Consider the following 26,190-nt stretch of genomic DNA (forward strand, 5'->3'; position numbering starts at 1 on the left):
TTACGATGTAATGTGCCTCTTTAAAATATACTATTATTTTGATTTTTATTTTTTCGTAGTTTCTTTTTCAGAATCCTTCTTTAAAAGCGCATCGAAGGTTTTCTTTAAATCATTATCCTTTACATTTATATTTGAGTTTTTTAAAACTTTACTAATGACCTCACTTGGGTTTCCGTGTTCTAATACATATTTTTTCTCAAGCTCTTTTTTTACTTCTTCAAAAGATTCTTTTTCTTTTTTATCCGTTAATTGAATAATATGCCATCCATGAATAGTATGAACAGGGTCACTAATTTCATCTTTTTTTAATTTATATGCTACTTTTTCGAATTCAGGAACCATGTCACCTGCTCTAAACCAACCTAAGTCTCCGCCCCAAACAGCAGTTGGGTCGTCATTTGAATATTCTTGGGCTAATTTTTCAAATGAACCGCCATTATCAAGTTTCGTTTTAACTTCCTTTGCGGTTTCTTCATCTGGAACTAAAATATGGCTGGCTCTAATCTGTGGCTGCCAGTCTTCATAGTATTTTTTTAAGTCTTCATCTGATATTTTTAAATCCTTCTTAGCAGCCTGTTCCATTAGGAGACTCAATTTTATTCCTTTTTTATAGTTTTCAAATGTTTTATATTGGCTTTGTTGAATTGCCTGCTCGAACTGATCTCCCATCTTTTCTTTATCTTTATTAATAGCATCATTTACTTCTTTGTCACTTACTTTAAAATCTTTAGAAAGAATTTTGGTTAAAACAATTGATTGAAGTGCTTCTCCTACTTGATCGCCATAACCAGCCTTTAATTCAGCTAATAAGTCTTCTTCTGTTACACTCCCAACTTTTGTTTCGGCAACAATTTTCCCGGTTGGAGTACTACTACAGCCGGAAAAAGTTAACAATCCGGCAGCCATTGACATAACAAGAATTGTTTTTTTCATATAAATAATGCACCTCTCTACTGATTTACTCTAGTATTTTGTTTATATAACTACTGTATCATAAAACGAACGATTGTAAAACAAATATTAACAATATTAGAAATTTTATAATATTTTTAGATATTTTTTTAAAATAAATGGGGGAATTTGTCATATGGTAAAATTTATTGTATGTTATTAAGAATATAAAAAATAACCTGTATTCCGGAAATTATACTTAAACATTTTCAGTTTTAAAGGGGAGTATTATCTTGTCAAAAATGTTGATAAGGAATAAACTCAAATAATAATATAAATAGAGATTGCTTTTCTTTCGGGAGTGGGAATGCGTTGGAAAATAAATGTAAAAAAAATATACTATTAATAGGGTTTATGGGTGTTGGGAAGACAACGATTGGGAAACTTCTAGCCCAAAAATTAAATCGTAAATTTATTGATATTGATGAAGAAATTGAAAGAGAATTCGATATGCCCGTATCACAGATTTTTAAAAACATTGGTGAAAAGGCATTTAGAGAAAGAGAAAAAGAATTAATAGCAAGCCTAACCGAAAAGCAGCTTAAGATTATTTCTGTAGGTGGCGGCGCTTTTTTACAGCAAGAAATCAGACAGCTGTGTTTAGCATCCTCCATTGTTATTTTCCTTGATCTATCCTTTGAGGGTTGGAAGGATAGAATAGATTTAATTATTGTCAGCCGCCCTGTGTTACATGGAAAGTCAATCGAGGAAATGGAAAAGCTTTTTTATAACAGACAAGAAATTTATGCTAATCACCACCTGAAGATTGCATCTGACAACAAGGATGCAGAGGAAATAGCTGATGAGATTGTACGTAAATTAATAGTGGATGTTGATATTTTGTGTTATTGAGAAGGTGAGGAAGTTAATGAAAAAAACTCTAACAGTCAGAGGGCTGACCATCGGTGAAGGGGCGCCAAAAATTTGTGTTCCAATGGTAGGGGCAACTCTATCGCAACTAAAGGAAGAAGCTGTCTACCTAAAAACTCTAGATTTAGATATCGTTGAGTGGCGTGTGGATTTTTTTGAACATGTAGAAGATATGGAGGAAGTTAAGACAGCATTGGGAGAAATCCGTGCAATCCTGGCTGACACACCACTTATCTTTACATTCCGCAGCGCAAGGGAAGGCGGCGAAAAGGAAATCAGTCCCGATTATTACTTTGAACTAAATAAGTTAATCGCTGAATCCGGACATGTAGATATTATTGATGTTGAGCTATTTAATGACGAAAAGGAGATAAATACACTCATTGAAATAGTGCACGAACATAGCGTGTTTGCCGTTATCTCTAATCATGATTTTGATAGAACTCCGCCAAAGGATGAAATTGTTTCACGCCTAAGGAAAGCACAGGAATTAGGTGGAGATATTCCTAAGATTGCGGTGATGCCAAGAAGTTCATCAGATGTCTTAACCCTCTTAGACGCAACAAACACAATGAACGAACAATACGCAGACAGACCAATCATAACCATGTCGATGGCGGGCAAAGGGCTTATCAGCCGTCTAGCTGGTGAAATATTTGGTTCAGCTCTCACTTTTGGAGCGGCAAAGCAGACATCGGCCCCAGGACAAATCGATGTGGTCGAATTACGCAGGACAATTAACCTTTTACATTCAAATTTATAATCAATCAAAAAAGCACTCGCAGAGTGCTTTTTTGCATTAATAAACATGACAATTGTCACATGAACTTATTCTTCCAGTCACTATAAGGGCTACTTAATTTGGAATATGATTACATTAGAAAACGAAAAGGGAGTTGGAAGCATGTTACTCGAAGTGAACAATCTAATTAAACGATATGGTGATTTCCTTGCATTAGATCATATAACATTTGCTGTAAAAGAAGGAGAAATTTTCGGCTTGCTGGGACCAAATGGAGCTGGAAAAACAACGACTATCAGTATTGTCTCAAGCCTTACTCAGTATGATGGCGGGGAAGTAAAGTTTCTTGGAAAAGAAATCAAGCGGCATGAAATGGAAGTTAAGCAGGAGCTCGGAATCGTTCCACAAGAAATCGCCTTATTTGAAGACTTAACGGCCTATGAAAATCTGGATTACTTCGGGCGGCTTTACGGACTTAGAGGAAGTCTCTTAAAGGAAAGAATTGCTGAGGCCCTCTCGTTTACAGGGCTTTCCGATTGGCAAAAGGACCGGCCAAAGGGATTCTCCGGCGGGATGAAACGAAGATTAAATATCGCCTGCGCCATCTTGCATCATCCAAAGCTCATCATTATGGATGAACCAACAGTAGGAATTGATCCGCAATCAAGGAATCATATATTACAATCCATCAAAGAATTAAACAAAATGGGCTCGACGATTATTTATACCTCCCATTACATGGAAGAGGTAGAAGAGATATGCACGCGAGTGGCCATCGTCGACCATGGCAGGGTCATTGCCCAGGGAACAAAGGAAGAACTTACCGCGTTCGTTTCCACCGAGGAAAAATTGGTAATTGAATTATCTTCAGTCACTTACACAATCGTTGAACAGATAAAATCGATCTCTAGCATTCGCGAATGCAGTATCAAAGGAACTAGCTTAGAAGTGATTGGGAAAAAAGGAGAACATAACGTCAGTCGTGTGATTAATTTATTGTCGGAAGCAGGAATTGAAATTCTATCGTTGAATGTAGAGAAGCCAAGTTTAGAGGCTGTGTTCTTGACGCTAACTGGAAGGTCATTGCGAGATTAATAGGAGGAAGAGGGTAAATCAAATGAAAATATCGATGATAGCTTGGTATACATTCATTCGCAATGTAAGGGATGTAAAAGCGATGATTACATTTATTTTACTGCCAATTTTAATGATTTTGATTCTTGGAAAAGCGGCGGATAGTGCCTATACCCCAAAGAAAATCGATCCAGTAGTGGTTGGCTATTTCAGTAAAGATGACGGGCTGTTAAACAATTCCTTGAAAGAATTTTTTTCAGCAAAAGAAACCAGTTCAATATTAGAAGTGAAAAAAGTTAAAACGCTTGAAAGCGGCATGAATCAAGTTAAGTCCGGAAAGTTAAAAGGGTTAATCTATCTTGAAGATGGGATTTCAAACAATTTCCAAAATGGGAAGCAAGTGAAGATTAACTTTTACAGTAAAGAGAAAAACTCATACGTTCATCCAGTATTAGAAAGCTTTGTTCGAACCTTTAATATTGGAAACACACTTATCAAGATTAATGGGCAGCAAGTGCAGCCCAATTCTAACCCTTCGATAATTAAAGAAGTAAAAATAGTGACAGAAGGGAAAATACCGCGGGGAATTGATTATTATTCGCTGACAGGATTATTCCAATCTTTGTTGTTCGGAGCTATTTTTGGAATTTTTGCGATTACGAAGGATATGGGGAACCATACAAACCTACGAATGAATGCAGCTCCAATCCGTCCTAGTAAAATCATCCTGGGGAAATTAGCTGGGAGTACGGTTGTCTTGTACGGCATCTCCTTATTTATTTTTCTTGTCTCAAAATTTGCCTTTCAAGCAAATTGGAATGGCAGCTTATGGCTCATTCTACTAGTACTATTCTTGTTTTCTGCGATTGCAGTCGCCTTTGGAATGATTCTGGCGTATTTGACAAAAAGCACGATGGCATCAGCTTTAAGTATCCTTATTGTTGGCACTATTCTTACTTTAGTTGCTGGTGGATTTTCACGAATGGACGGAAAAGTAATTGAAATGCTCAGCTACCTTTCACCCAACACCTATGCGCAAAAGGCGTTATTTACCAATATTTATGATGGTACCTTCGCACAATCGAATATTCTCGGATTAGTAGTATATATGATTATTGTTGTTACCCTTACATTTATTACTGGAAGGAGGAGAATTGCATGACCATTTTCGTGAATTCTATAAAAAGAATTTTTCGCAATAAAGTTCAGATTTTCTTTATCTTGTTGTTTCCTCTTGCCTTTACGACGTTAGGATTTATTGGGCAGGAACCTGCAGTAAAAGTCGCTATAATTGATAAGGATCATACAGAATTTACAGCTGATTTATTCCGTAATTTAAAAACAAAAGCTGAAATCCGCCATGTGAAAGAGGAAGAAATAAACAACGATCTCAAAACATTAAAGGTTGATTATGTGGTTGTGATTGATAAGGGATTTACAGATAACCTCATTCAAGGAAAAAATGGAGGGATTACGAGTTACTCTGTTAAGGAGTCGAATTTCTCTAAGCCTGTAGGTGCATTATTAGAACAATGGCTTAATCATGCCATTATGGTTGCAGAGGCCGTCGATCATAATCCAGATTCCTTCTCCAAGGAATTTTCCAACTATGATCAGCATGGAGCGATTCAACTCAATCACAAATTAGCCGTTAATGAAGGAGCGGAAAGAACGAGATCGGTGTTGGGATATCTAATCATTTCGATGTTATACACTTCATTAATTGTAGGGTTATTTATAATATTTAATAAAAATAACCATACACTTTATCGAACGTTGACAGCACCTGTAAAAATTAAAACGTACATGCTTCAAATTGTTAGCAGCTTTCTATTTGTTTCGTTTATACAAATTTCCTTTGTCCTGCTGATCTTAAAATATGTTTACAAGCTGTACCTTGGTAGTGCCGGGCTTTCCATCTTTGTCTTGTTGCTTCTATTTTCACTAGTTTCTGTATCCTTTGGTGTGGCGATCAGTTCACTTTCAAAAAACACCGTTCAGGCCTGCTTAATTGGTATCTGTTTGGTAGCGCCGCTTGCAATGCTTGGTGGCGCCTACTTCCCACTCGACTTTGCGCCGGATGTCATCAAGACGTTAAGTAACTTCACACCGGTATCATGGGTTATACACGGAATTGAGAAGCTTTTGCATGGCGATTCCCTAACTTCTCTAGTAAAAGAAGTATCAATCCTATTAATGTTTTCAATTATTTTCTTCTTATTAGGAACATTTAGAAAGGCAGATATTGCTAAATAAATTATAATGAAGGAAAAGCTTAATGGCAGGGGATGACATGAACTATATTGTTAAGGCAGCGATTATCCTATACCTTAGTTTAAACCTAATTATCGATTATCATATACCATACCAACAGCTCTTAATCCTCTTGGTGATTATCGCCGTAAATATTTTTAAAGAAAGATATTTTGATTCTGTTTATTTAACCATCGTAACGCTGCTGTTAACATCTGCAGCCGTTACGGTGGATTTCCGTTTTGCAATTCTTTTTGCTCTCTGCAGTTATGACTTTATTTTAAAAAGAAAGTATATTGGATTAGCTGTAACGGCATTGTGCATGATTTATTTACTTAGGTCAAGCGATCTACTCTTAACCAACCTGTTGATTGTTCTTTTTTCCAGTTTACTAGCTTATGTTATTCGTAAAGGGAAGGAAGAGCGAGACAGTTTTAAACAAACGGTAGATAACGAGCGCCGGTTAAGGTATGAACTTGAAGATACAAAGGCGAAGCTGCTTCATTCGGCAAAGGAAATCGCTAAAATAACTGAAGTCAGAGAACGGAATCGAATTGCCCAAGAAATACACGATAGTATCGGGCACAGTATTGCGGGCATTTTGTTTCAATTGCAAGCGGCATACAAACTTCATTCAAGGGACAATGAGAAATCATTAAACATGATTCAGAGTTCTATTGAAGGGTTGGCAAAATCGGTCGAGTTACTCCGTAATACTGTCCATAATATCAAGCCAAAACAATACATAGGCATAGACTATATAAAGAACATCATCGATCATTTCAGTTTTTGCCCGGTATCACTTCAATTTAGTGGTGATTTGAATACCATACCTACCAGCCATCTAGAATTATTAAGTACAAATTTAAAAGAGGCATTAACGAACGCCTCACGGTATTCCATAGCAACAAAAATGGAGGTAAAGATTGAAGTAACCGAGCAATATTCGAGGATGTTTATAAAAGACAATGGTGTTGGTTGTAAAACGATGACAGAGGGACTTGGCCTTCGTGGTATGAAGGAAAGGGTTAGAAATGTTGGCGGAAGTCTTTCAATCTCCGCAAATGATGGATTTTTAATTGTTTGTCTAATTCCGAGGGAAGGGAGTGGGATATTTGAAGATTCTAATCGTTGATGATGATGCTTTAATTCGTGATGGATTAAAGATTTTGATTGATCTTGAAAATGACTTTGAGGTAACAGGTACGGCAGCGAATGGACAGGAAGCATTTGAGATGTGCCAAAAGCAACGGCCTGATTTAGTGTTGATGGACATCCGCATGCCCGTTATGGATGGTGTATTGGGAACGAAATTAATTAAGCAACATTTTAATACTATTAAAGTAGTAATCTTAACGACCTTTAAGGATGATGACTATATCAAAGAGGCGATAAAAAGCGGTGCTGAAGGGTATATCTTGAAAAATCAACCATCTGACAGCATCATTGAAAGTCTTCGGGCCGTGGGGAAGGGGAATATTGTTTTAGAAAGAGAAGTTGCAAGTGCTCTTTCGACAATGCTTAAAGATGAGAAGAAGGCTCCGTTGAAATTAGACCTTTCAGACAGGGAATTAGAGATACTTGGGTTAATTGCAGAAGGTTTGTCCAACAAGGAAATTGCTCAACGGATTTATTTAAGCGAGGGAACGATAAGGAACTATACAACAGGGTTACTTGAAAAATTAAAGTTACGGGATCGTACGCAGCTTGCGATATATTATTTGAAAAACTTTTGATGAAGGGTCCGTTAATGAAATTCGAAGTATATTAAAGCTCTTTCATACAAGCCTTTAAACATTAGCTAAGCACTCACAACTGGGTGCTTTTATTGTTTTAAATCATATACAAAGGATTAAATTCACGTTAAAATAGCCCTAAGCATATAATTCCAATAAGAAAGGTGGGTTTTTGTGCCTGAAAATATTCGTTCCATCCCACGTCCTCTTGTAAAAACAAACCAATGGGTTATCGTCTTAAGTGTATTGCTAACATGGGTGTCAGGTTTTGAATGGTTTTTATTAGTTCCGTTCCTTTCAGGAGTAAGCGGACTAATATTCGGATTTAATCCGATTATGCAGGTGGCAAGTTTATTTTTGAGGAAGGAGCCAAATGCTTACATTCCTGAGGATTGGGAGCAGCAGCGATTTAATCAAACCATTGCAGTATCGTGTCTTGGAATAGGATTTGTCAGCTTTTTGCTTAATTGGGATGCAGTGGGTTATATATTTACGATCATTGTTGCAGTTGCAGCATTTGTTGCCATTCTAGGCTTTTGTATTGGCTGTTTTATTCATTTTCAATGGAAGCAATATAAATATAGACGCAGCATTAAATAGTTTTTTAAATTAAAGTTCCAGCTAATTACTGGGACTTTTTTTGTTCGGATTGAAAATGAACCGATAACTGGCTAAATTGTTTGCATCCTACTTTTTAAACATTAAATTGCATAATTATTGTATATCCTCAAAACGCATAATGTAAGCGGTTTCAAACTAAGAAGCAGTGATTTTCAGTTAAAACAGTAATTTAAGCAATTTTTATATTGAATAATTATATAATCATATGTATAATAATTCATTATCAAGCAATGCAGGAGTTGAGGAAATGAAGGCTGCAATTATTGGTGGAACAGGTTATGGTTCAATTGAATTAGTAAGGTTAATAAAAAAGCACCCTCACATAGAAATAGGTACAGTTGTTTCAAACTCCCAAGCAGGGTCCATGTTTAGTGAAAATTATCCGCAGCTGTCAAATATCGTGGATCCAATTCTTGAAGCATTCAATCCAGATAGAATATGCGAGGAAAACGACCTTGTATTTTTGGCGACACCCTCAGGAGTGAGTAGTAAACTTGTTCCACCCCTATTGGATAGGGGGATAAAATGTATCGATTTATCTGGAGATTTCCGGCTAAGGTCAAGCGAGGAATATGAATCATGGTATAAACATACACCAGTCTCAGAGGATTATTTAAAACAAGCAATATACGGTTTAAGTGAAATTTATGCAGAAAAGATTAAAACTGCAAATCTAATAGCCAATCCTGGCTGCTATCCGACAGCTGCTACACTGGGCCTTATTCCAATACTTAAATCTAATTTAGCGGATTTAAATACAATAATAATTGATGCAAAATCAGGGGTTTCTGGTGCGGGGAGAGGACTTTCATTAACCTCCCACTACGCAGAAATTAATGAAAACTTAAAAGCTTATAAATTAGGAGCGCATCAGCATATACCGGAAATTGAGCAGACTTTTCAGGATGAAACTGGTCATCCAATCACGATTACTTTTACGACCCACTTGGTACCTATGACAAGAGGGATCATGTGCACGATGTATTTATCGTTAAAAGAGGATGCTACTACTGATGAGGTTCAACAAATATACAGTAAGTTTTATAAAAATAAACCGTTTGTGAGAGTCAGATCTCAAGGTGCTGTTCCGACTACAAAAGAAGTACTTGGTTCGAACTATTGCGATATTGGGCTTCATGTTGATGCAAGAACAAATCGATTAACCGTTATTTCCGTCATCGACAATTTAGTTAAAGGAGCAGCAGGCCAGGCAATTCAAAATGTAAATATCATGAACGGCTGGGATGAGCAAACAGGACTTGAATTTATCCCAATGTACCCATAAATATTTACTAGTTTTATAGTCCAACAGAGTAACCTAGGGAAATTAAAGGAGGAAAATAAAGTGATCCAGGCAATAACCACTAATGAAATAATTGTTTTTGAAAAGGAAAGTGTTACTCTGCCAAAAGGCTATAAAGCTGGCGGAATGCATTGTGGAATAAAAAGAAAACGACTCGATCTGGGGTATATTGTGTCAGATGTTCCTGCCGCAGTTGCGGGTGTATATACAACAAATTTATTTCAAGCAGCCCCATTATTAGTTACACAAGAAAGTATAGCGACAGAAAATAAAATCCAAGCAATCCTTGTTAATTCCGGTAATGCCAATGCTTGTACTGGCGAACAAGGATTAGCAGATGCAATGACCATGCAAAAAGAATTCGCAAACGAATTGGGAATTCAAGACCACTTGGTTGCAGTAACATCTACTGGGGTTATTGGTGAATTGCTTCCAGTGGGTAATATCACAAATGGCATTAAGCAAATTCTCCAAAAAGAATATAAAAATGAAGAAAACTTTAAGAAAGCAATCCTAACTACAGATACATGTACAAAAGAGATTGCCGTACAGTTTACTATTGACGGAAAAACAGTAAGCATCGGCGGTGCAGCTAAGGGTTCTGGAATGATTCATCCCAACATGGCAACGATGCTTGGATTCGTCACAACGGATGCAAACATTGCCCATGAAGATCTTCTTTCTGCCTTAAGAGAAGTAACGAATACAACATTCAATATGATTACTGTAGATGGAGATACAAGCACAAACGACATGGTATTGGTAATGGCGAATGGCCTGGCAGAGAATAACCAACTTACTAAAGATCATCCGGAATGGGACGTTTTTAACCAAGGGTTACAGATTGTTTGTGAATCACTTGCTAAAAAAATTGCCCGTGATGGCGAAGGAGCTACAAAGCTAGTCGAAGTACAAGTTAATGGCGCCTTCAGCACTAATGCTGCAAGAGCAGTTGGAAAATCAATCATCTCTTCTAATCTTGTTAAAACAGCTATCTATGGAACAGATCCAAACTGGGGAAGAATCGTTACAGCCATTGGTTATAGCGGTGTACCAGTAGAACCAACTGCAATTAAGGTTTCAATTGGTCCATTCACTGTATTCGAAAACGGTCTGCCAAGTCAATTTATTGAAGAAGAAGTGAAGGAATACTTAGAGTCAGAAAATGTTAAATTGCTTGTTGATTTAAACCAAGGTAATTTCAGTGCAACTGCCTGGGGATGCGACTTAACATACGATTATGTGAAAATCAACGCATCATACCGCACTTAAGGAGGCCGAAAAATGAAATATTTAGTCATTAAGTGTGGCGGCAGTGTGTTAAATAATCTGCCAAGATCATTTTTTGAAGATGTGGTTAAGATGCATCAGTTTGGAGAGTGGACACCAATTATTGTACATGGCGGCGGCACGCTCATCACTTCATTATTAAAAAGCTTAAACGTTGAAACCAAGTTCGTAAATGGACTCAGGGTAACGGATCATCAAGTTTTAGATGTAGTAGAAATGGTGCTAAGCGGTTCTGTTAATAAACAGGTGGTAAGAAATATTGTTGAGGTTGGCGGAAATGCGATTGGCGTAAGTGGAGTAGACGGAGGTTTATTAAAAGCTATACCGTCACGAGATGCCAAGACATTAGGCTTCGTTGGCGAAGTAGTCGAGGTCAATCAAAGCATAATCGAAGGGATCATCAATCAAGGTTTCATTCCAGTTATCTCACCTGTTGGAATTGATTTCAGTGGCCAACGCTATAACATAAACGGCGACATCGCGGCATCCGCAATTGCAAATGCTTTAGGAGCAAATCTTTGTTTTATCAGTGATATTCCGGGGATTTTAATTGAACAGAATGGCGAAAAAATGAAACTTGATAAAGTTTCAAAATCAATCATCGAAGAAATGATTAGCAATCAAACTATATATGGCGGAATGATTCCAAAGGTAACCGCGGCAATTGACGGTCTTGTTCATAACATACCTGAAGTTGGTATTATCAACGGATTTGATAAAGATAGCCTAATAGATTTTGTAAACGGAAAGAATATCGGAACAAAAATTATTCTAGAGGAGATTGCGTAATGACAACTAATAATTCCATCTCCGTAGCGTCGCCTGTCATGTCAACTTACTCCCGCTTTCCAATCACAATCGTGAAGGGAAAAGGAAGTTACGTATGGGACGATCAAGGGAACAAATTCTTAGATTTCACATCCGGTATTGCCACCTGTAATTTAGGGCATGTTCCAGAAGTGGTTAAAGGGAAACTAGAAGAACAATTACAAAATATCTGGCATTGCTCAAACCTCTACAGCATACCGAACCAAGAGCAACTTGCATCCCTTCTTACAACAAACAGCTGCGGTGACCAAGTCTTTTTTTGCAATAGTGGTGCAGAAGCAAATGAAGCCGCAATAAAACTAGCAAGAAGATATGCAAATAAGGTTAAAGGGAGCGGCTCATCCGATGTCGTCACATTCCAGCAATCATTTCATGGCAGAACCTTAGCTACCTTAACAGCTACTGGACAGGAAAAAATCCAACAGGGATTTTCACCGCTAATGCCTGGGTTCAGTTACCTGCCGTACAATGACAGCGAAGCACTTGAAAAACTTCATACAATCAAACCGGCTGCAGTACTGCTTGAGCTTATTCAAGGAGAAGGCGGAGTCATTCCCGCAAATCAGGATTGGGTAATAGAACTCTCCCAAATTTGTAAAGAAAACGATATCCTGCTTATGGTCGATGAAATCCAAACAGGAATCGGCCGAACCGGAACCCTTTTTGCCTATGAACAATACGGAATTGAACCGGATGTCATAAGTATCGCCAAAGGTCTCGGCTCAGGCTTCCCAATCGGAGCCATCATTGCAAAAGAAGAGGCGGCAAAAGGCTTTGAGCCAGGCAGCCACGGCAGTACCTTTGGCGGGAATCCATTAGCGACCGCAGCAGGGCTGGCCACCGTTACCCATATACTTGAAAGTAATTTACTCAAACACGTTATCCAAATCACGGATTACTTAGATCAACAACTCCAAGACTTGAAGGAAAAATACTCTTTTATAAAAGAAATCCGAGGAAAAGGCCTGCTTAAAGGTTTGGTTATTGAAACCAATGCCATAGAAATCGTCCAAAAAGCAATACCGAAAAACCTTCTTATTTTAACAGCCGGCCCGAACGTCGTTCGGATTTTACCACCGTTAACTGTAACAAAAGAAGAAATCAACGAATTTGCGAATAAATTGGAAAGTGTTTTTCAAAGTATACAGGAAGGCGAGTGAGCGAACTTGGAGCAGGGATACCTTACTTTGGAAACGGGAGAAGTATTTGAAGGCTCCTTAATCGGTGCTGAAAAGGATTCTCTTGGAGAAGTAGTTTTTAACACGAGCATGACCGGATACCAAGAAATCATCACCGACCCTTCATACGCAGGTCAAATCATCACCTTCTGCTATCCGATTATCGGAAACTATGGAATCAATGCACTGGATGATGAAAGCATTACACCTGCATTATCAGGGGTAGTAATCGGTGATTTATGCGAGATACCAAGCCATTATCAATTGATTCATAAGTTTTCTGAAAAACTAAAACAGACAGGAGTTCCCGGTATTGCGGGAGTTGATACAAGACTCCTCGTCAAAACCATTCGCAGCCGCGGGACGGTCAAAGGATACTTAAGCAATACAAAGAAATCAGATTTTTCCACATCGGAAAAGCATTCATTGTGGGTTGAAAAAGTATCGACTAAGGTGACGCAAGATTTCAAAAATAAAGGACCTCATGTAGTTTTATTTGACTATGGTTATAAAAAATCTATTCTACATGCTCTTTTAGATGAAAACTGTGCGGTTACAATTGTGCCATATAACACTCCTTTTGAAAAAATAAAAGCGATAAATCCGGATGGTGTCTTGTTAAGCAACGGACCAGGCGACCCAATGGAACTTCAAAAGTGGTTCCCGGAGATTAAAAAGATTACCCAAGCTTACCCTACACTCGGAATATGCCTTGGACACCAATTAATTGCTTTAGCATATGGAGCCCAGACGAAAAAACTTGCCTTCGGGCATCGCGGCGGCAATCATCCGGTTAAGGAACTTAACACGGGAAAGGTTAAAATAACAGCCCAAAATCACGGCTACGTTGTTGTTGACGAAAGTATTGATAAGAATGTTTTCGCTGTCACCTACCGAAATGTTAATGATAAATCGATTGAAGGATTAAAGCATCAAAGCTATCCAATCCAAACTGTTCAATTTCATCCCGAAGGTCATCCGGGACCAAGCGATACAGAATATATATTAAAAGATTTCGTAGGTCAGATTGCATCATTGGGAGAGACCGTTTATGCCGTTAAATAAAAACTTAAAAAAAGTCCTTGTTATCGGATCTGGCCCAATTGTCATTGGTCAGGCTGCAGAATTTGATTATGCCGGGACACAGGCGTGCATTGCCCTTAAAGAAGAGGGGATTGAGGTCGTTTTAATCAATAACAACCCGGCAACGATTATGACAGATGAGACAAACGCCGACAAGGTATATATCGAACCGTTAAACGTAGCAACCATTGAAAAGATTATTCAAAAAGAAAAGCCAGATGGTGTAATCGGCACACTTGGCGGGCAAACAGGATTGAATTTAACTGTTCAGCTTTATGAACAAAACATATTAGAAAAATATAATGTTGAACTTCTTGGAACCTCCGTGGAGTCCATCAAAAACGGTGAAGACCGGGAAAAGTTTCGGAACCTGATGCTGGAAATCGCTGAACCGATACCGGAATCTGCGATCATTCACAGCTTTGAAGAAGGGGCAGCTTTTGTAAAGAAAATTGGCTTTCCAGTCATCATTCGCCCAGCCTATACCCTTGGGGGAGAAGGAGGCGGCTTTGCCTATAACGACGAGGAACTCGGAATCGTCCTAAAGAAAGGCTTAGCGTCAAGTCCGATCCACCAAGTGTTAGTCGAAAAAAGCATTAAAGGCTGGAAGGAAATTGAATATGAGGTCATGAGGGACGCAAATGATACATGCATCATTGTTTGTAACATGGAAAACATGGACCCTGTTGGTGTTCATACCGGAGATTCGATTGTTGTTGCACCATCACAGACATTAACAGATGTTCAATATCAAATGCTCCGTGACGTTTCGATAAAAGTGATTAGGGAACTAAAAATAATTGGCGGATGCAATATCCAGTTCGCGCTTCACCCGGAATCGAATCAATATTACATCATTGAAGTGAACCCAAGGGTCAGCCGCTCGTCGGCACTTGCCTCAAAAGCAACCGGTTATCCGATTGCCCGGATGGCCGCAAAATGTGCGATTGGCTATCACCTCGATGAGATTGTGAATCCGATAACAGGGAGCACCTTTGCTTCATTTGAGCCAGCCATTGATTATATTGTCGTAAAACTGCCGCGCTTTCCGTTTGACAAGTTCCCTGAAGCTGACAGGACACTCGGAACACAAATGAAAGCAACCGGAGAAGTCATGGCAATTGACCGGACTTTTGAAGGGGCGTTAAACAAAGCAATCCGGTCAATGGAAATGAATGTTTACGGTCTTTGCCTCGAGGTAAATAAGTCTTTAAACGAGAATTCTTTGTTTGAACTGCTTGAAAAAGCAAATGACCAAAGGCTTTTCGTAATAGCCGAAGCATACAGAAGAGGAATTTCTTTTGAAAAAATTCAACAGTTAACCGGGATTGACCCATGGTTTTTACACAAAATTAGCTCAATCGTTGCATTAGAAATGGAACTAGCTTCCTTTGACTGGGGCAATGTTCCGACAGCGTTGCTGAAAGAGACAAAACGTAATAATGTTGCCGACAAGCTATTAGCGCAAATTTTTAATATCCCAGAAAAACAGATCAGAAATAGGTGGAAAGAGCTTAACTGGAAACCGGGCTATAAGATGGTAGACACCTGTTCGGCAGAATTTGATGCGGTAACCCCCTACTACTACTCAACTTGGAACGGATTTGACGAAGTAGAAGTTACGAACAAGAAGAAAATCCTTGTCATTGGATCAGGACCAATCCGTATCGGCCAGGGGATTGAATTCGATTACTGCTCGGTCCATGCCGCAAAAGCGATCAAGAAAAAAGGCTATGAAGCGGTAGTAATTAATAACAATCCTGAAACCGTTAGTACGGACTATTCAGTTGCCGACCGGCTGTATTTTGAACCACTTGCTGCTGAAGATGTTCTTCATGTCATTGAAAAAGAAAAAGTTGAGGGTGTATTGATTCAGTTCGGCGGCCAAACGGCTATCAATCTAGCGCAGGCGTTAGAAGAAGAAGGCGTCAATATTTTAGGGACAACAGTTGAAAATATAAATCTCCTTGAAGATCGAAAGGAATTTTATCAGCTTTTAGAAAACTTAAATATCCCGCATATCGAAGGGAAAACAGCAGCACATTCTGAAGAACTAATAGAAGCAGCGGCCCAGTTAGATTACCCGGTGCTTGTCCGTCCATCGTATGTCATTGGCGGTCAAGCGATGTTTACAATTTTTTCAGAAGAGGAATTAAAACAGTATATCATTCAGCTGGAGAAAAATTCTCATGCGGAGATGTGGCCGTTATTAGTTGATAAATTTTTGCCAGGGCTAGAATGTGAGATTGATGTGATCAGCGATGGCTGCAACATAGTTGTTCCGGGAATTTTTGAACATATTGAAAAAGCCGGTGTTCATTCAGGTGACAGCATCTCGGTGTTTCCGCCGCTTTCGCTATCAGCAAAAACCAAAGAAACAATCATTCATTATGCAGGAAAAATTGCAACCTCAGTACCAGTAATTGGCATGATGAACATTCAATATGTCATTTACAATGATGAAGTCTTTGTGCTTGAGGTAAACCCGCGTTCATCAAGAACCGTGCCAATTATCAGTAAAGTGACTGGCATTCCGATGATTGAATGGGCTGTAAGTGTCCAATTAGGAGAAAAGTTATCCGATATATCTGAAGTTCAAGGTTTGCTTCCTGAGCCAGATCACTTTTCCGTAAAAGCTCCAGTATTTTCATCAAGTAAGCTTAAGGGCGTGGATCATGTGCTTGGACCGGAAATGAAATCAACCGGGGAAGTACTTGGAATGGGAGCAACGTATCAGGCGGCACTTGAAAAAGTGATTCCCGCTCTTAAGGGAAGCGCAGATGTAAATTATCTGTTTTGCTCGATTGCCGACCGGGAAAAACCTGCAAGTCTCTCGATTGTGAAGGAACTTAGCAAACTCGGTTACAAGATTGTTGCAACAGAGGGAACTGCGCTGTTTTTCCAAAGCAATGGTCTTAAGGTTGAACAAGTGGTCAAAAACGATGAAGAGGTAAATGAACTTTTTCGAGAACAGCCAATCAAGGCTGTAATTAATATCCCAAACCAAGGGCGAAATAAACTTAAATTTGGTTTTAAAATTAGAGAACATGCCGTTCGTTACCAGCTGCCAGTGTTTACACATTTAGATACGCTTGAAGCAATTTGCGGCTTACAAAATCCATTCATGTCAGATGGGGAAGTACGAACAGTCCGTGAGTTTTATAATTTGAAAAAAAGAGGTGTTGACGATGTTAGAAGCATATAAATTAAGTAATATGGAAAAAAATCAATTAAAGGGAAAAGATTTTTTACAGCTTTCAGACTACACCACTGACGATATTCATTATTTGTTAGACGTGGCGCAGGAGTTAAAGACACAGCAGAAACAGGGCAAACCTCATCCGTATTTAAGCGGAAAAGTATTAGGGATGATTTTTGAAAAATCGTCAACTCGTACACGTGTATCGTTTGAAGTTGGCATGCTTCAGCTTGGCGGACATGCGATTTTCCTTAGCTCGAAGGACATCCAGCTAGGCAGAGGAGAAAGCATTTCTGATACAGCGAAAGTGTTATCCCGTTATGTCGATTGTATTATGATTCGCACATTTTCACACGACTCAGTTGAAGAATTGGCGGAGCATGCTTCAATACCTGTTATTAATGGTTTAACAGATTTACAGCACCCTTGTCAGGTATTAGCCGATTTATTGACCATTCTCGAGCATAAGGGAAAATTGGCCGGCTTAAAGATGTGCTATTTGGGAGACGGAAATAATAATATGGCGCACTCGCTGATGGAGGGTGCAGTTAAAACAGGAATGCATTTTAGTATTGCCAGCCCGGAAGGTTATCTGCCAAATGGAAAAGTAACAGGGAAGGCAATCGAAGTGGGGAAACTGACAGGAAGTACGGTTGAGGTTACAAACAATCCACAGGAAGCTGTTAAAGACGCAGATGTCATCGTTACAGATGTGTGGACCAGTATGGGGCAGGAAGAAGAAACCGAAAAGCGATTGAAGGTATTCGAATCTTATCAAGTAAATGAGGATCTATGCAAGCTTGCTAAGAACGATTTTATCTTTTTACATTGTCTGCCGGCCCATCGTGGTGAAGAGGTTACCGCCGATATCATCGATGGCCCCCATTCGGTTGTATTCGATGAGGCTGAGAACCGCCTTCATGCACAAAAAGCAATTTTAAAATTATTACTATCATAATAGTATTTATTTTTTTGAGATTTGTTGTATAATAATTCTATTGATTGAATATTAATACAAACGGAAATAAAGGAGAATACAGATGACTAAGGAAAAAATTGTTTTGGCCTATTCAGGCGGGTTGGATACATCGGTATCGGTTAAATGGATTCAGGAAAAATACGGCTATGATGTGATTGCACTAGGGCTTGATGTTGGCGAAGGAAAGGATCTTGAAGCGATTAAAGCTAAGGCACTGAATGTCGGTGCCGTTAAAGCCTATATCGTCGATGCAAAGGAACTGTTAGCGAAGGAATATATTTTACCGGCGTTAAAGGCAAATTGCTTATACGAAGGTAAGTATCCATTATCCTCAGCCCTTTCCCGACCGTTGATTTCTAAATTATTAGTTGAGGTTGCTGAAAAAGAGGGTGCAACCGCTGTTGCCCACGGTTGTACCGGAAAAGGAAATGATCAAGTTCGTTTTGAAGTTTCAATTCAAGCGTTAAATCCAAGTTTAAAAGTGGTGGCTCCTGTTCGTGAGTGGGGCATGACCCGTGATGAGGAGATTGCCTATGCCGAGGAAAATGGAATTCCAATCCCCGTTGATTTAGACAATCCATTTTCGATTGATGCTAACATTTGGGGCCGTGCCTGTGAAGCTGGTGTGCTTGAAAATCCATGGGCAGAGGCGCCGGAAGCGGCGTTTGATTGGACGAATCCAATTGAATTAACACCAGATGCAGCGGAATATGTGGAAATTGAATTTGACCAAGGTGTCCCTGTTGCTCTGAATGGCGAAAAGCTACCATTAGTACAGTTAATTGAAACGTTAAATGAGCTTGGCGGCAAGCACGGGGTTGGCCGTATCGATCATATTGAAAATAGATTAGTAGGCATTAAATCACGTGAAGTGTATGAAAATCCAGCGGCGCTCATTTTAATCAATGCTCATAAAGAATTAGAATTTCTAACCTTGACTCGTGAGGTCACTCAATTTAAAACGCAGGTTGAACAGCAGATGGCGAAAATCATTTACGAGGGACTTTGGTATTCTCCGTTAAAAGCGGCACTTGATGCCTTTATTGATGAAACACAAAAGGTGGTGTCAGGCACCATCCGCGTGAAGCTTCTAAAAGGGAATCACATGGTTGTCGGCCGAAAATCACCGCATAGTCTTTACAATGAGGAATTAGCAACCTACTCAAAAGGAGATGCGTTTGATCATAATGCGGCAGTTGGTTTTATTAAACTTTGGGGACTGCCGACGAAGGTTTATTCTGAAGTGAATAAAAAAGAATCGGTTCTAAAATAACATGAAGAATAAGTGCCCTCGAACCTTGAAATTCGAGGGCAACTTTCTTACTAGATAAATTAGCGGTATTTTGCGATTAGCCGATAAAATTAAGAATTCGCCGATATAATGGTTGGATTCGCCGATATATACTTAAAATTCGTCGATAAAATTTAAAAAACAAAAATTAGCCCAGTTTGAAGGGAGAAAAACACATGTCAAAGCTTTGGGGCGGACGTTTTACAAAGGAAACGAACAAATTGGTGGAAGAATTCACTGCTTCGATCACTTTTGATCAAAAACTAGCAAAAGAGGATATTGCAGGCAGCCTTGCACATGTCCAAATGCTGGGGGAATGCGGCATAATCCCGATGGAGGATGCTGAAAAAATTAAGGATGGCCTTCTTTCGATAAAACAGATGATAGAAAATAACGAGGTTGAGTTTTTAGTAGAAGATGAAGATATTCATATGAATATCGAAAAACTATTAATTGAAAAAATCGGCCCTGTAGGCGGCAAGCTTCATACGGGCCGCAGCCGAAACGATCAAGTGGCAACCGATATGCATCTTTATTTAAGAACGAAAACGACGGAACTTGTTAAATTGCTTGAAGATGTCCAGCAGGCAATAATCGGGCAGGCAAAAGAGAATGTGCAAACGTTGATTCCAGGGTATACACACTTGCAGCGGGCCCAGCCGGTTTCCTTTGCCCATCATTTAATGGCCTATTTTTGGATGTTTGAACGTGATAAAGAGAGAATGCTAGATTCTCTAAAACGGATTAATTGGCTTCCGCTAGGTTCTGGTGCCTTGGCGGGGACGACCTTCCCTATTAACCGTGATCGAGTGGCCGAGCTGTTAGGATTCGAAACAGTGTATCCAAACAGCATGGATGCTGTCAGCGACCGTGATTTTATTCTCGAATTTTTATCAATTGGTTCCATCATTATGACGCATATTTCCAGACTTTCTGAAGAATTGGTCATTTGGTCTAGCCAGGAGTTTCAATTTGTGGAGCTGGATGACTCCTTCTGTACAGGCTCAAGTATTATGCCGCAAAAGAAAAACCCGGACGTACCAGAACTGCTCAGAGGAAAAACGGGCCGCACGTATGGCAATTTGATTGGGTTGTTAACGGTGCTGAAAGGTTTGCCGCTCGCTTATAACAAGGATTTGCAGGAAGATAAAGAAGGAATGTTTGATACGGTGGAGACACTAGAAGGGTCATTAAAGCTGTTGGCACCAATGATCGAAACCATGACCGTTAAAAAGGATGTAATGCGTAAGGCGATCAACAATGATTTTTCAAATGCCACAGATATTGCCGATTACTTGGTTAGAAAAGGGTTACCGTTCCGGGAAGCGCATGAAGTGATTGGGAAAATTGTCTTGTATGCCATTCAATCTAATAAATTTTTACTGGATTTAACGTTCGAAGAATATCAAGAGTTCAGTCCACTATTTGAAGAAGATATTTATACGGTATTGGCTCCTGAGCATGTAGTTGCCGTAAGAAACAGCTTTGGCGGAACAGCACCGGAACAGGTAACGAAGCAAATTGCGCTGGCTGAAAGGAAACTACAAGAATAATTGTTGTGAAATGCCCGCTATTTGGCGGGCATTACTTATTTTTTCATCGGGTACCAAAAGTTTGTATAAAATACGAAAATATTAGATAAATCCCTTAAAAGAATACTAACTGGAGGGAGCTTTTTCTTTTAACATTTTTATATTTACGGATGTTTTAAAACTAGATTAACGTTACTAGGTAATTCTATTTACCTTTCTTTTGGATAAAGTGGTACATTGCGCCAATCATTCCTGCGTCATTTTGATACTTACAACTTTCAACAGGGATTTTAATATCTTTCCACCAATGAAGCTGGTCAAGTTTATTGTTAATAGTACCTATCAAACTCTGTTGGGCAATTACTCCGCCGCCAATTAAAATTTTTTGCGGGTTTAAAGTTGCGGCTAGGTTATAAATTCCATAACTAACGTTACTAATCCAGTCATCAAGTAGTTTTTTTACCGAACTATTATGGCTGGATTCTAAAAAAACGGTTTCTCCTTTAATGCTTTCAGATTCACTAATATTCTTTAGCTTTTTATAGGACTTAATTAAGGCATTAGTAGAAGCATTGGAGTGTAGTATATCCTTGTCTTCGTTTCCAGCTTGAGTAATCATAAAACCAAATTCACCACTTCTATAACTGTGACCATGCAAAAGTTTTCCGTTAATAAATATACCCCCGCCTATTCCAGTACCAATTGTCACACAAATAAAATCGGAACAATTTTTTGCGTTACCACTTATTTTTTCTGCTAAAGCAGCGCAATTTCCATCATTTTCAATTTCAACAGGAAGCGAAATTCTTTTTTTTAATAGTTTTTTAAGATTTTGATTATCCAGTGCTTTTACCGCGCCGCCTCGTTTTGAGTACCCAGTATGAGGGTTAATAAAGCCCGGTAAACTAATAGCTACACCGCTTACAGTATTATTTTTTGTATACATGTTAATGGTATCTATCATTTCATTTAAAAATAATTCTAGATCTTTACCATGGGTATGGTAACTATCTTTTGAAAGAATAGATCCATCCGCTAATAATAAACCGTGCTTTACTTTTGTCCCGCCAATATCAAAGCAAATATACTTTTTCACATTACTTCCTCCAAATCTACGAATTATTGTAAGCTTGAAGCTGTTTATTGCTAAATGACCTTAATAATGGTTCCTTCATCTGTAGTCGGCTTTTGGAATTCTTTATATATTTGTTTTAAAAAATTTTCAGATAGTCGCCTCAGCGCTCTGTTACGTTGTTTACAAGTTTCAAAATCAGTATCTACATGGAATATTTCCAAAGTAAGTCCAAATTCCTTCGCAATACGAATCCATCTTTTTCGACGTTCTCTGGTTCTGTTTGTGGTATCAACAAGTACGTTGTGTCCACTTTTTAGCAATGCCCGTACCATAAGTTCAGCGCTTTCCCACACGAGCGGTTCTGCTTCTGCTTTGTAAACTTGTCCATGTAAAGCTAGCCTAATATCATCTAGAGACACACGTACCCATCCTTGCTTCTGAAGAGTTTTACTGTATGTTGATTTCCCGCTTAATGGCATCCCACACATAATGCCCAATTTCACTTTTCATCTCTCCCAAATCAGATTCGCATCCACTATCTATATGGCAGCGACAATTAAACTTCACATAATCAGCAGGTCCTTCTACCTTATAAAATGCAATTGCGCATTGATTTGAAAGGGACAATAAACTATGTTGCATTTACCAAATGATTCAAATAAATTCTTCATAAAGCAAATGCCAGCGGTCAGCGAGACATTAATTACTGAATACCCCATGTTGATTTTCTCTAATTCGTCCAGTTGCCCTGCCATAACTAATCATTCAGCGGAAGCATGATACATGCCGTTTCCATCACAGATCCAATCACATACAGTAAGAAATAATAGAATTTATAAAAATTTTTATAATAAAGGGGAGAGCTGCAGTGTTAGAAAACGTTTCAATAATTGTACCTTTCCAAACAGACAATGGTCCAAGAGCGAAGGCTTTTGAATGGATTAAAAAATATTATGCTCGTGTGATGCCCGAAGCTGAATTATGTTTAGGACTAATCAATGGCGAGGATATTAATAAATCTAAGGCTGTAAACTTAGCAGCTAAAAAAGCAACAAAAGATATCTTTGTAATAGCTGATGCGGATGTCGTTTATAACCCCAATATTATTGTGGAAGCGATAAGATTACTTGATAAAGCAGCATGGGTAGTCCCTTTTACTGAAGTATATAATATTGAATGGCAAGGTACTGAAAGATTACTTAAAACAAAACCAAAGTGGCCTATTGATGTAAAGTATGAAGAATGTAGCAAATCAAATTGGGTTTATGAAGGATTTGCAGGAAAACTCTTGGTCATTCCTCGAGTAAATTTTGAAGCAGTTGGTGGTTTTGATGAACGATTTATTGGTTGGGGAGGCGAAGATGATGCATTTTCACATGCTGTCCGTACGCTTTGCGGAGAAATCGTAAATATTAAAGGGAAATTATTTCACTTATGGCACCCTAGTTCAAACTATCAAACAAATCCACATGGTAAAGCGAATGCGGAGCTTCTCGGTCACTATATACATGCAAGTGGAAACAAGAAAAGAATGACCAAACTCATTTATGAACGGAAAAATACTTTAGTAAACATTGAAGCTAAAAATAGTGATCATTTACACAGTTGTGATAATTTAGACGGTTATAAAAATAAATTAATTGAATCCCTGCATATTGAAAATAAACATAATAATACAAAAAAATATAAAAATAAGAAATATCCATGGTATGAGGATAATCCAAATAATTATACCATTTCCATTCCAATCAAAAGTAAGTTTGGTAACGTAGAGCTTATTGTACGGTCAGGTTCTTCTTTGACCCATTATTGGCAAGACCCTAATGGAAAGTGGCATAAAAGTAAGACGTTTGCTAAAGGTGTAACGGGAAATCCTCTTTTTTTTGAAAATAATTCAGGGCAATATGTAGTAGTCTGTAAATTAAAAACTGGTGGAGTTGGATTTTGGCTAAGAGACAACAAAGCACCTGGCTACCCTTGGTCTGGACTATGACTAAGGGTAGCCAATTTTTTTTGCTTGAAAATATAGGTATTCTCCCTTATCAACTACTCTTTATAAAACATATAATGACGATGAAGTACATTGTTTGTTTCATAAATTAAGTTCGGTTGTTATCAAATTGGACAAGTAATAAAAATTGTCCAGAACAACAGATTAACACCAAGGGAGGTAGTGTATGTTTAAAAATGTTTCTATCATCATTCCTTTCCAAACAGATCATGGTCCAAGGGAAGCGGCTTTTGAATGGATAAAACGGTACTATACTGCTGTAATGCCAGATGCCGAATTATGTTTTGGCCTTTACAGCGGCAATGAAATTAATAAATCAAAAGCTGTAAACCAAGCGGCCAAAAGGGCCACCAAAGATATTTTTGTCATAGCAGATGCGGATATTGTTTTTGACCCTGTCATTATTCTAAAGGCTATTAAACTACTTAATGAAGCAGCATGGGTTGTCCCTTTCACAGAAATATACGATATTCCGATGCAAGCAACAAAAGCTTTGCTTAGAAAACAACCGAGGTGGCCTCTAAGTGTAGAAATAGAAGATTGCATAAAAGCCAACTGGCTCTATGAGGGATTCGCCGGAAAAGTAAATGTTATTCCACGGATGCATTTCGAAGCGGTAGGTGGTTTTGATGAGCGGTTTATTGGCTGGGGAGGGGAAGATGATGCATTTTCACATACAGTCAATACCCTTTGCGGAAAATTCGTTAAAGTTGAAGGTAAAGTATTTCATTTGTGGCATCCGCCTGCCTACTCTGATTCAAAACCCTACAGTGAAACGAATAAAAAACTGCTAAATCAGTATGTATCTGCAAGCGGCAACAAGAATGACATGTTAAAAATAATGAAGGAACGTGAAGAATTTTTTGTTATGAATAACTCAATCCAGCCTGAAAAGGTTAATAGGGTTATGAATTCTTCCCAAAGTAAAATCTGTTTTATGATCCTCGTTCATGAACAGCGGGAGCTGGTAAAAGATTTAATTGATAATGTTAGAAACTATTGTCCTAATAGCACGATGGTTTTGTACAATGGTGGAGATGACCCAGCCCTCTGTGATAATTTAGGGATCCCTGTATGTCCCTCCAGCCGAAAGTTGGAGCGGGGATTCACGACCATTTATTTTCTTGAAACCATGGAATGGCTCGAAGAGACGGGGATGGATTATGAATATTTAATCAATATTGATTCTGATGCCTTGTTTATCAGAAAAGGATATGAAGAATTCATTGAGAAACAAATGAGAGATACCGACTATATGGCGGTAAAACTGCGGATTCCTGAAGAAGATTGGTATATTGGAAATGAATTAAAGAAGGATTTAAATAGATGGAAGAATCTATTTAATGTAAATCCATTCTACGGAATTTTCAATGTTGGTCAAGTTTTCAACAAATCGCTTGTTAAAGCCTTACTTCAACCCGAAAGAAAGGATAAGCTAAAAAGTGCACTGCTAAAAACGGTATCTTTCGGAACAGATGAAATCTTTTTTGTTAACATGGCAAAGGAATTGGGATTCCGTATCAAAAGTTATCCAAACAAAACAGACGAAATGGTGATTCGCTACCGTCCATACCTTACATTAGATGAAATAGTTTATAGCCTTAATGATATTAGTGAAAGTTGGTTGTTCCATCCAATTGACCGTGATATCAAAGATTTGGCTAGAAATTTGATTAAGCATCATGGATCAGAATATGAAACTAAAAGATATCGAAGTAAAAGCTTTCCATGGTATGAAAGTAATCCGGAAGCGTTTATGCCTTCAATACCTATTACTAGTAGTTTTGGAAATAAGGAGCTAATCGTGAGATCTGGTAATTTCCTGTGCCACTACTGGGAAGATTCACGAACAAGAAAATGGTACAAGAGTGAAACCTTTGCTAAAGGTGTAATTGGTACCCCCGTATGGATTGAAACTGATTCAGGAAGGTTTGAGGTTGTATGTAGATTAGCCTCAGGGGGGATTGGGTTATGGTGGAGGGACAATAATCAAAAAGGATATCCATGGTATGGACCCTCACTAATTATTAGTCAGGATGTCGAACCGATTATGATTACCAAACTTGAGGATGGATCAATCTTATTAATTTGTAAATATGGTGATAGATTTGGTTATTGGACAAGTCATTAAAAAAGAAAGTCTTAATTTCAAAAAATTTTTAGATGTGGATTCC

At 38.5% G+C, this 26,190-nt stretch carries 22 protein-coding genes; 19 read left to right on the plus strand and 3 right to left on the minus strand.

Going from position 1 to position 26,190, the window contains the following annotated elements:
• Positions 1–45: 45 nt before the first annotated feature.
• The gene (locus tag ACFVSW_RS15620) at positions 46–933 is read right to left on the minus strand and encodes a peptidylprolyl isomerase (RefSeq protein ID WP_387317584.1); all 888 of its coding nucleotides are present in this window, start codon (positions 931–933) and stop codon (positions 46–48) included.
• 330 nt (positions 934–1,263) lie between these two features.
• Between ACFVSW_RS15620 and ACFVSW_RS15625 the strand changes: the two genes are divergently transcribed.
• The 17 genes from ACFVSW_RS15625 (at position 1,264) to argH (ending at position 20,951) form a co-directional block, all read left to right on the plus strand.
• Positions 1,264–1,803 (plus strand): shikimate kinase, encoded by a 540-nt coding sequence (locus tag ACFVSW_RS15625; RefSeq protein WP_387317585.1) that lies wholly within the window; start codon positions 1,264–1,266, stop codon positions 1,801–1,803.
• A 16-nt stretch (positions 1,804–1,819) separates the two neighbouring features.
• On the plus strand, positions 1,820–2,584 hold the full coding sequence (aroD, locus tag ACFVSW_RS15630; RefSeq protein WP_387317586.1) for a type I 3-dehydroquinate dehydratase: 765 nt from the start codon (positions 1,820–1,822) through the stop codon (positions 2,582–2,584).
• A 141-nt stretch (positions 2,585–2,725) separates the two neighbouring features.
• Entirely contained in the window at positions 2,726–3,658 is a 933-nt protein-coding gene (locus ACFVSW_RS15635) for an ABC transporter ATP-binding protein (protein WP_387317587.1), read from the plus strand.
• 22 nt (positions 3,659–3,680) lie between these two features.
• On the plus strand, positions 3,681–4,799 hold the full coding sequence (locus ACFVSW_RS15640; RefSeq protein ID WP_387317588.1) for an ABC transporter permease: 1,119 nt from the start codon (positions 3,681–3,683) through the stop codon (positions 4,797–4,799).
• Positions 4,796–5,893, plus strand: coding sequence for an ABC transporter permease (locus ACFVSW_RS15645; protein ID WP_387317589.1), 1,098 nt, complete (start codon positions 4,796–4,798; stop codon positions 5,891–5,893). Before ACFVSW_RS15640 ends, ACFVSW_RS15645 begins: the two co-directional genes overlap by 4 nt.
• 37 nt (positions 5,894–5,930) lie before the next feature.
• Entirely contained in the window at positions 5,931–7,025 is a 1,095-nt protein-coding gene (locus ACFVSW_RS15650; protein ID WP_387317590.1) for a sensor histidine kinase, read from the plus strand.
• Positions 7,006–7,626: a response regulator transcription factor gene (locus ACFVSW_RS15655; RefSeq protein WP_387317591.1), complete on the plus strand. Its 621-nt coding sequence runs from the start codon at positions 7,006–7,008 to the stop codon at positions 7,624–7,626. Before ACFVSW_RS15650 ends, ACFVSW_RS15655 begins: the two co-directional genes overlap by 20 nt.
• A gap of 174 nt (positions 7,627–7,800) precedes the next feature.
• Positions 7,801–8,226 (plus strand): DUF4395 domain-containing protein, encoded by a 426-nt coding sequence (locus tag ACFVSW_RS15660; RefSeq protein ID WP_387317592.1) that lies wholly within the window; start codon positions 7,801–7,803, stop codon positions 8,224–8,226.
• 268 nt (positions 8,227–8,494) lie between these two features.
• Positions 8,495–9,532: an N-acetyl-gamma-glutamyl-phosphate reductase gene (gene argC, locus ACFVSW_RS15665; protein WP_387317593.1), complete on the plus strand. Its 1,038-nt coding sequence runs from the start codon at positions 8,495–8,497 to the stop codon at positions 9,530–9,532.
• A gap of 63 nt (positions 9,533–9,595) precedes the next feature.
• Positions 9,596–10,822: a bifunctional glutamate N-acetyltransferase/amino-acid acetyltransferase ArgJ gene (gene argJ, locus ACFVSW_RS15670; RefSeq protein WP_387317637.1), complete on the plus strand. Its 1,227-nt coding sequence runs from the start codon at positions 9,596–9,598 to the stop codon at positions 10,820–10,822.
• Between the two features lie 12 nt (positions 10,823–10,834).
• Positions 10,835–11,629: an acetylglutamate kinase gene (gene argB / locus ACFVSW_RS15675; protein ID WP_387317594.1), complete on the plus strand. Its 795-nt coding sequence runs from the start codon at positions 10,835–10,837 to the stop codon at positions 11,627–11,629.
• Positions 11,629–12,828: an acetylornithine transaminase gene (locus ACFVSW_RS15680; RefSeq protein WP_387317595.1), complete on the plus strand. Its 1,200-nt coding sequence runs from the start codon at positions 11,629–11,631 to the stop codon at positions 12,826–12,828. The genes argB and ACFVSW_RS15680 overlap by 1 nt, the downstream gene beginning before the upstream one ends.
• Before the next feature lie 6 nt (positions 12,829–12,834).
• Positions 12,835–13,911, plus strand: coding sequence for a carbamoyl phosphate synthase small subunit (locus tag ACFVSW_RS15685; RefSeq protein WP_387317596.1), 1,077 nt, complete (start codon positions 12,835–12,837; stop codon positions 13,909–13,911).
• Entirely contained in the window at positions 13,898–17,134 is a 3,237-nt protein-coding gene (gene carB / locus ACFVSW_RS15690) for a carbamoyl-phosphate synthase (glutamine-hydrolyzing) large subunit (protein ID WP_387317597.1), read from the plus strand. The genes ACFVSW_RS15685 and carB overlap by 14 nt, the downstream gene beginning before the upstream one ends.
• Entirely contained in the window at positions 17,118–18,086 is a 969-nt protein-coding gene (gene argF / locus ACFVSW_RS15695; protein ID WP_387317598.1) for an ornithine carbamoyltransferase, read from the plus strand. The genes carB and argF overlap by 17 nt, the downstream gene beginning before the upstream one ends.
• A gap of 82 nt (positions 18,087–18,168) precedes the next feature.
• Entirely contained in the window at positions 18,169–19,380 is a 1,212-nt protein-coding gene (locus tag ACFVSW_RS15700; protein ID WP_387317599.1) for an argininosuccinate synthase, read from the plus strand.
• 194 nt (positions 19,381–19,574) lie between these two features.
• The gene (argH, locus tag ACFVSW_RS15705) at positions 19,575–20,951 is read left to right on the plus strand and encodes an argininosuccinate lyase (protein ID WP_387317600.1); all 1,377 of its coding nucleotides are present in this window, start codon (positions 19,575–19,577) and stop codon (positions 20,949–20,951) included.
• A gap of 184 nt (positions 20,952–21,135) precedes the next feature.
• Here argH and ACFVSW_RS15710 read toward each other — a convergent pair whose 3' ends face one another.
• Both ACFVSW_RS15710 and ACFVSW_RS15715 read right to left on the minus strand, forming a co-directional pair.
• Positions 21,136–22,026, minus strand: a complete 891-nt coding sequence (locus tag ACFVSW_RS15710; protein ID WP_387317601.1) for an ROK family protein — start codon at positions 22,024–22,026, stop codon at positions 21,136–21,138.
• 50 nt (positions 22,027–22,076) lie between these two features.
• The gene (locus tag ACFVSW_RS15715) at positions 22,077–22,508 is read right to left on the minus strand and encodes an AAA family ATPase (protein ID WP_387317602.1); all 432 of its coding nucleotides are present in this window, start codon (positions 22,506–22,508) and stop codon (positions 22,077–22,079) included.
• Between the two features lie 365 nt (positions 22,509–22,873).
• On the opposite strand from ACFVSW_RS15715, the gene ACFVSW_RS15720 reads away from it, so the two are divergent.
• The gene (locus ACFVSW_RS15720) at positions 22,874–23,998 is read left to right on the plus strand and encodes a galactosyltransferase-related protein (protein WP_387317603.1); all 1,125 of its coding nucleotides are present in this window, start codon (positions 22,874–22,876) and stop codon (positions 23,996–23,998) included.
• Between the two features lie 184 nt (positions 23,999–24,182).
• Positions 24,183–26,147: a galactosyltransferase-related protein gene (locus ACFVSW_RS15725; RefSeq protein WP_387317604.1), complete on the plus strand. Its 1,965-nt coding sequence runs from the start codon at positions 24,183–24,185 to the stop codon at positions 26,145–26,147.
• Positions 26,148–26,190: the final 43 nt, after the last annotated feature.

The organism is Neobacillus sp. NPDC058068 (assembly GCF_042885335.1).
GTDB lineage: Bacteria > Bacillota > Bacilli > Bacillales > Cytobacillaceae > Neobacillus.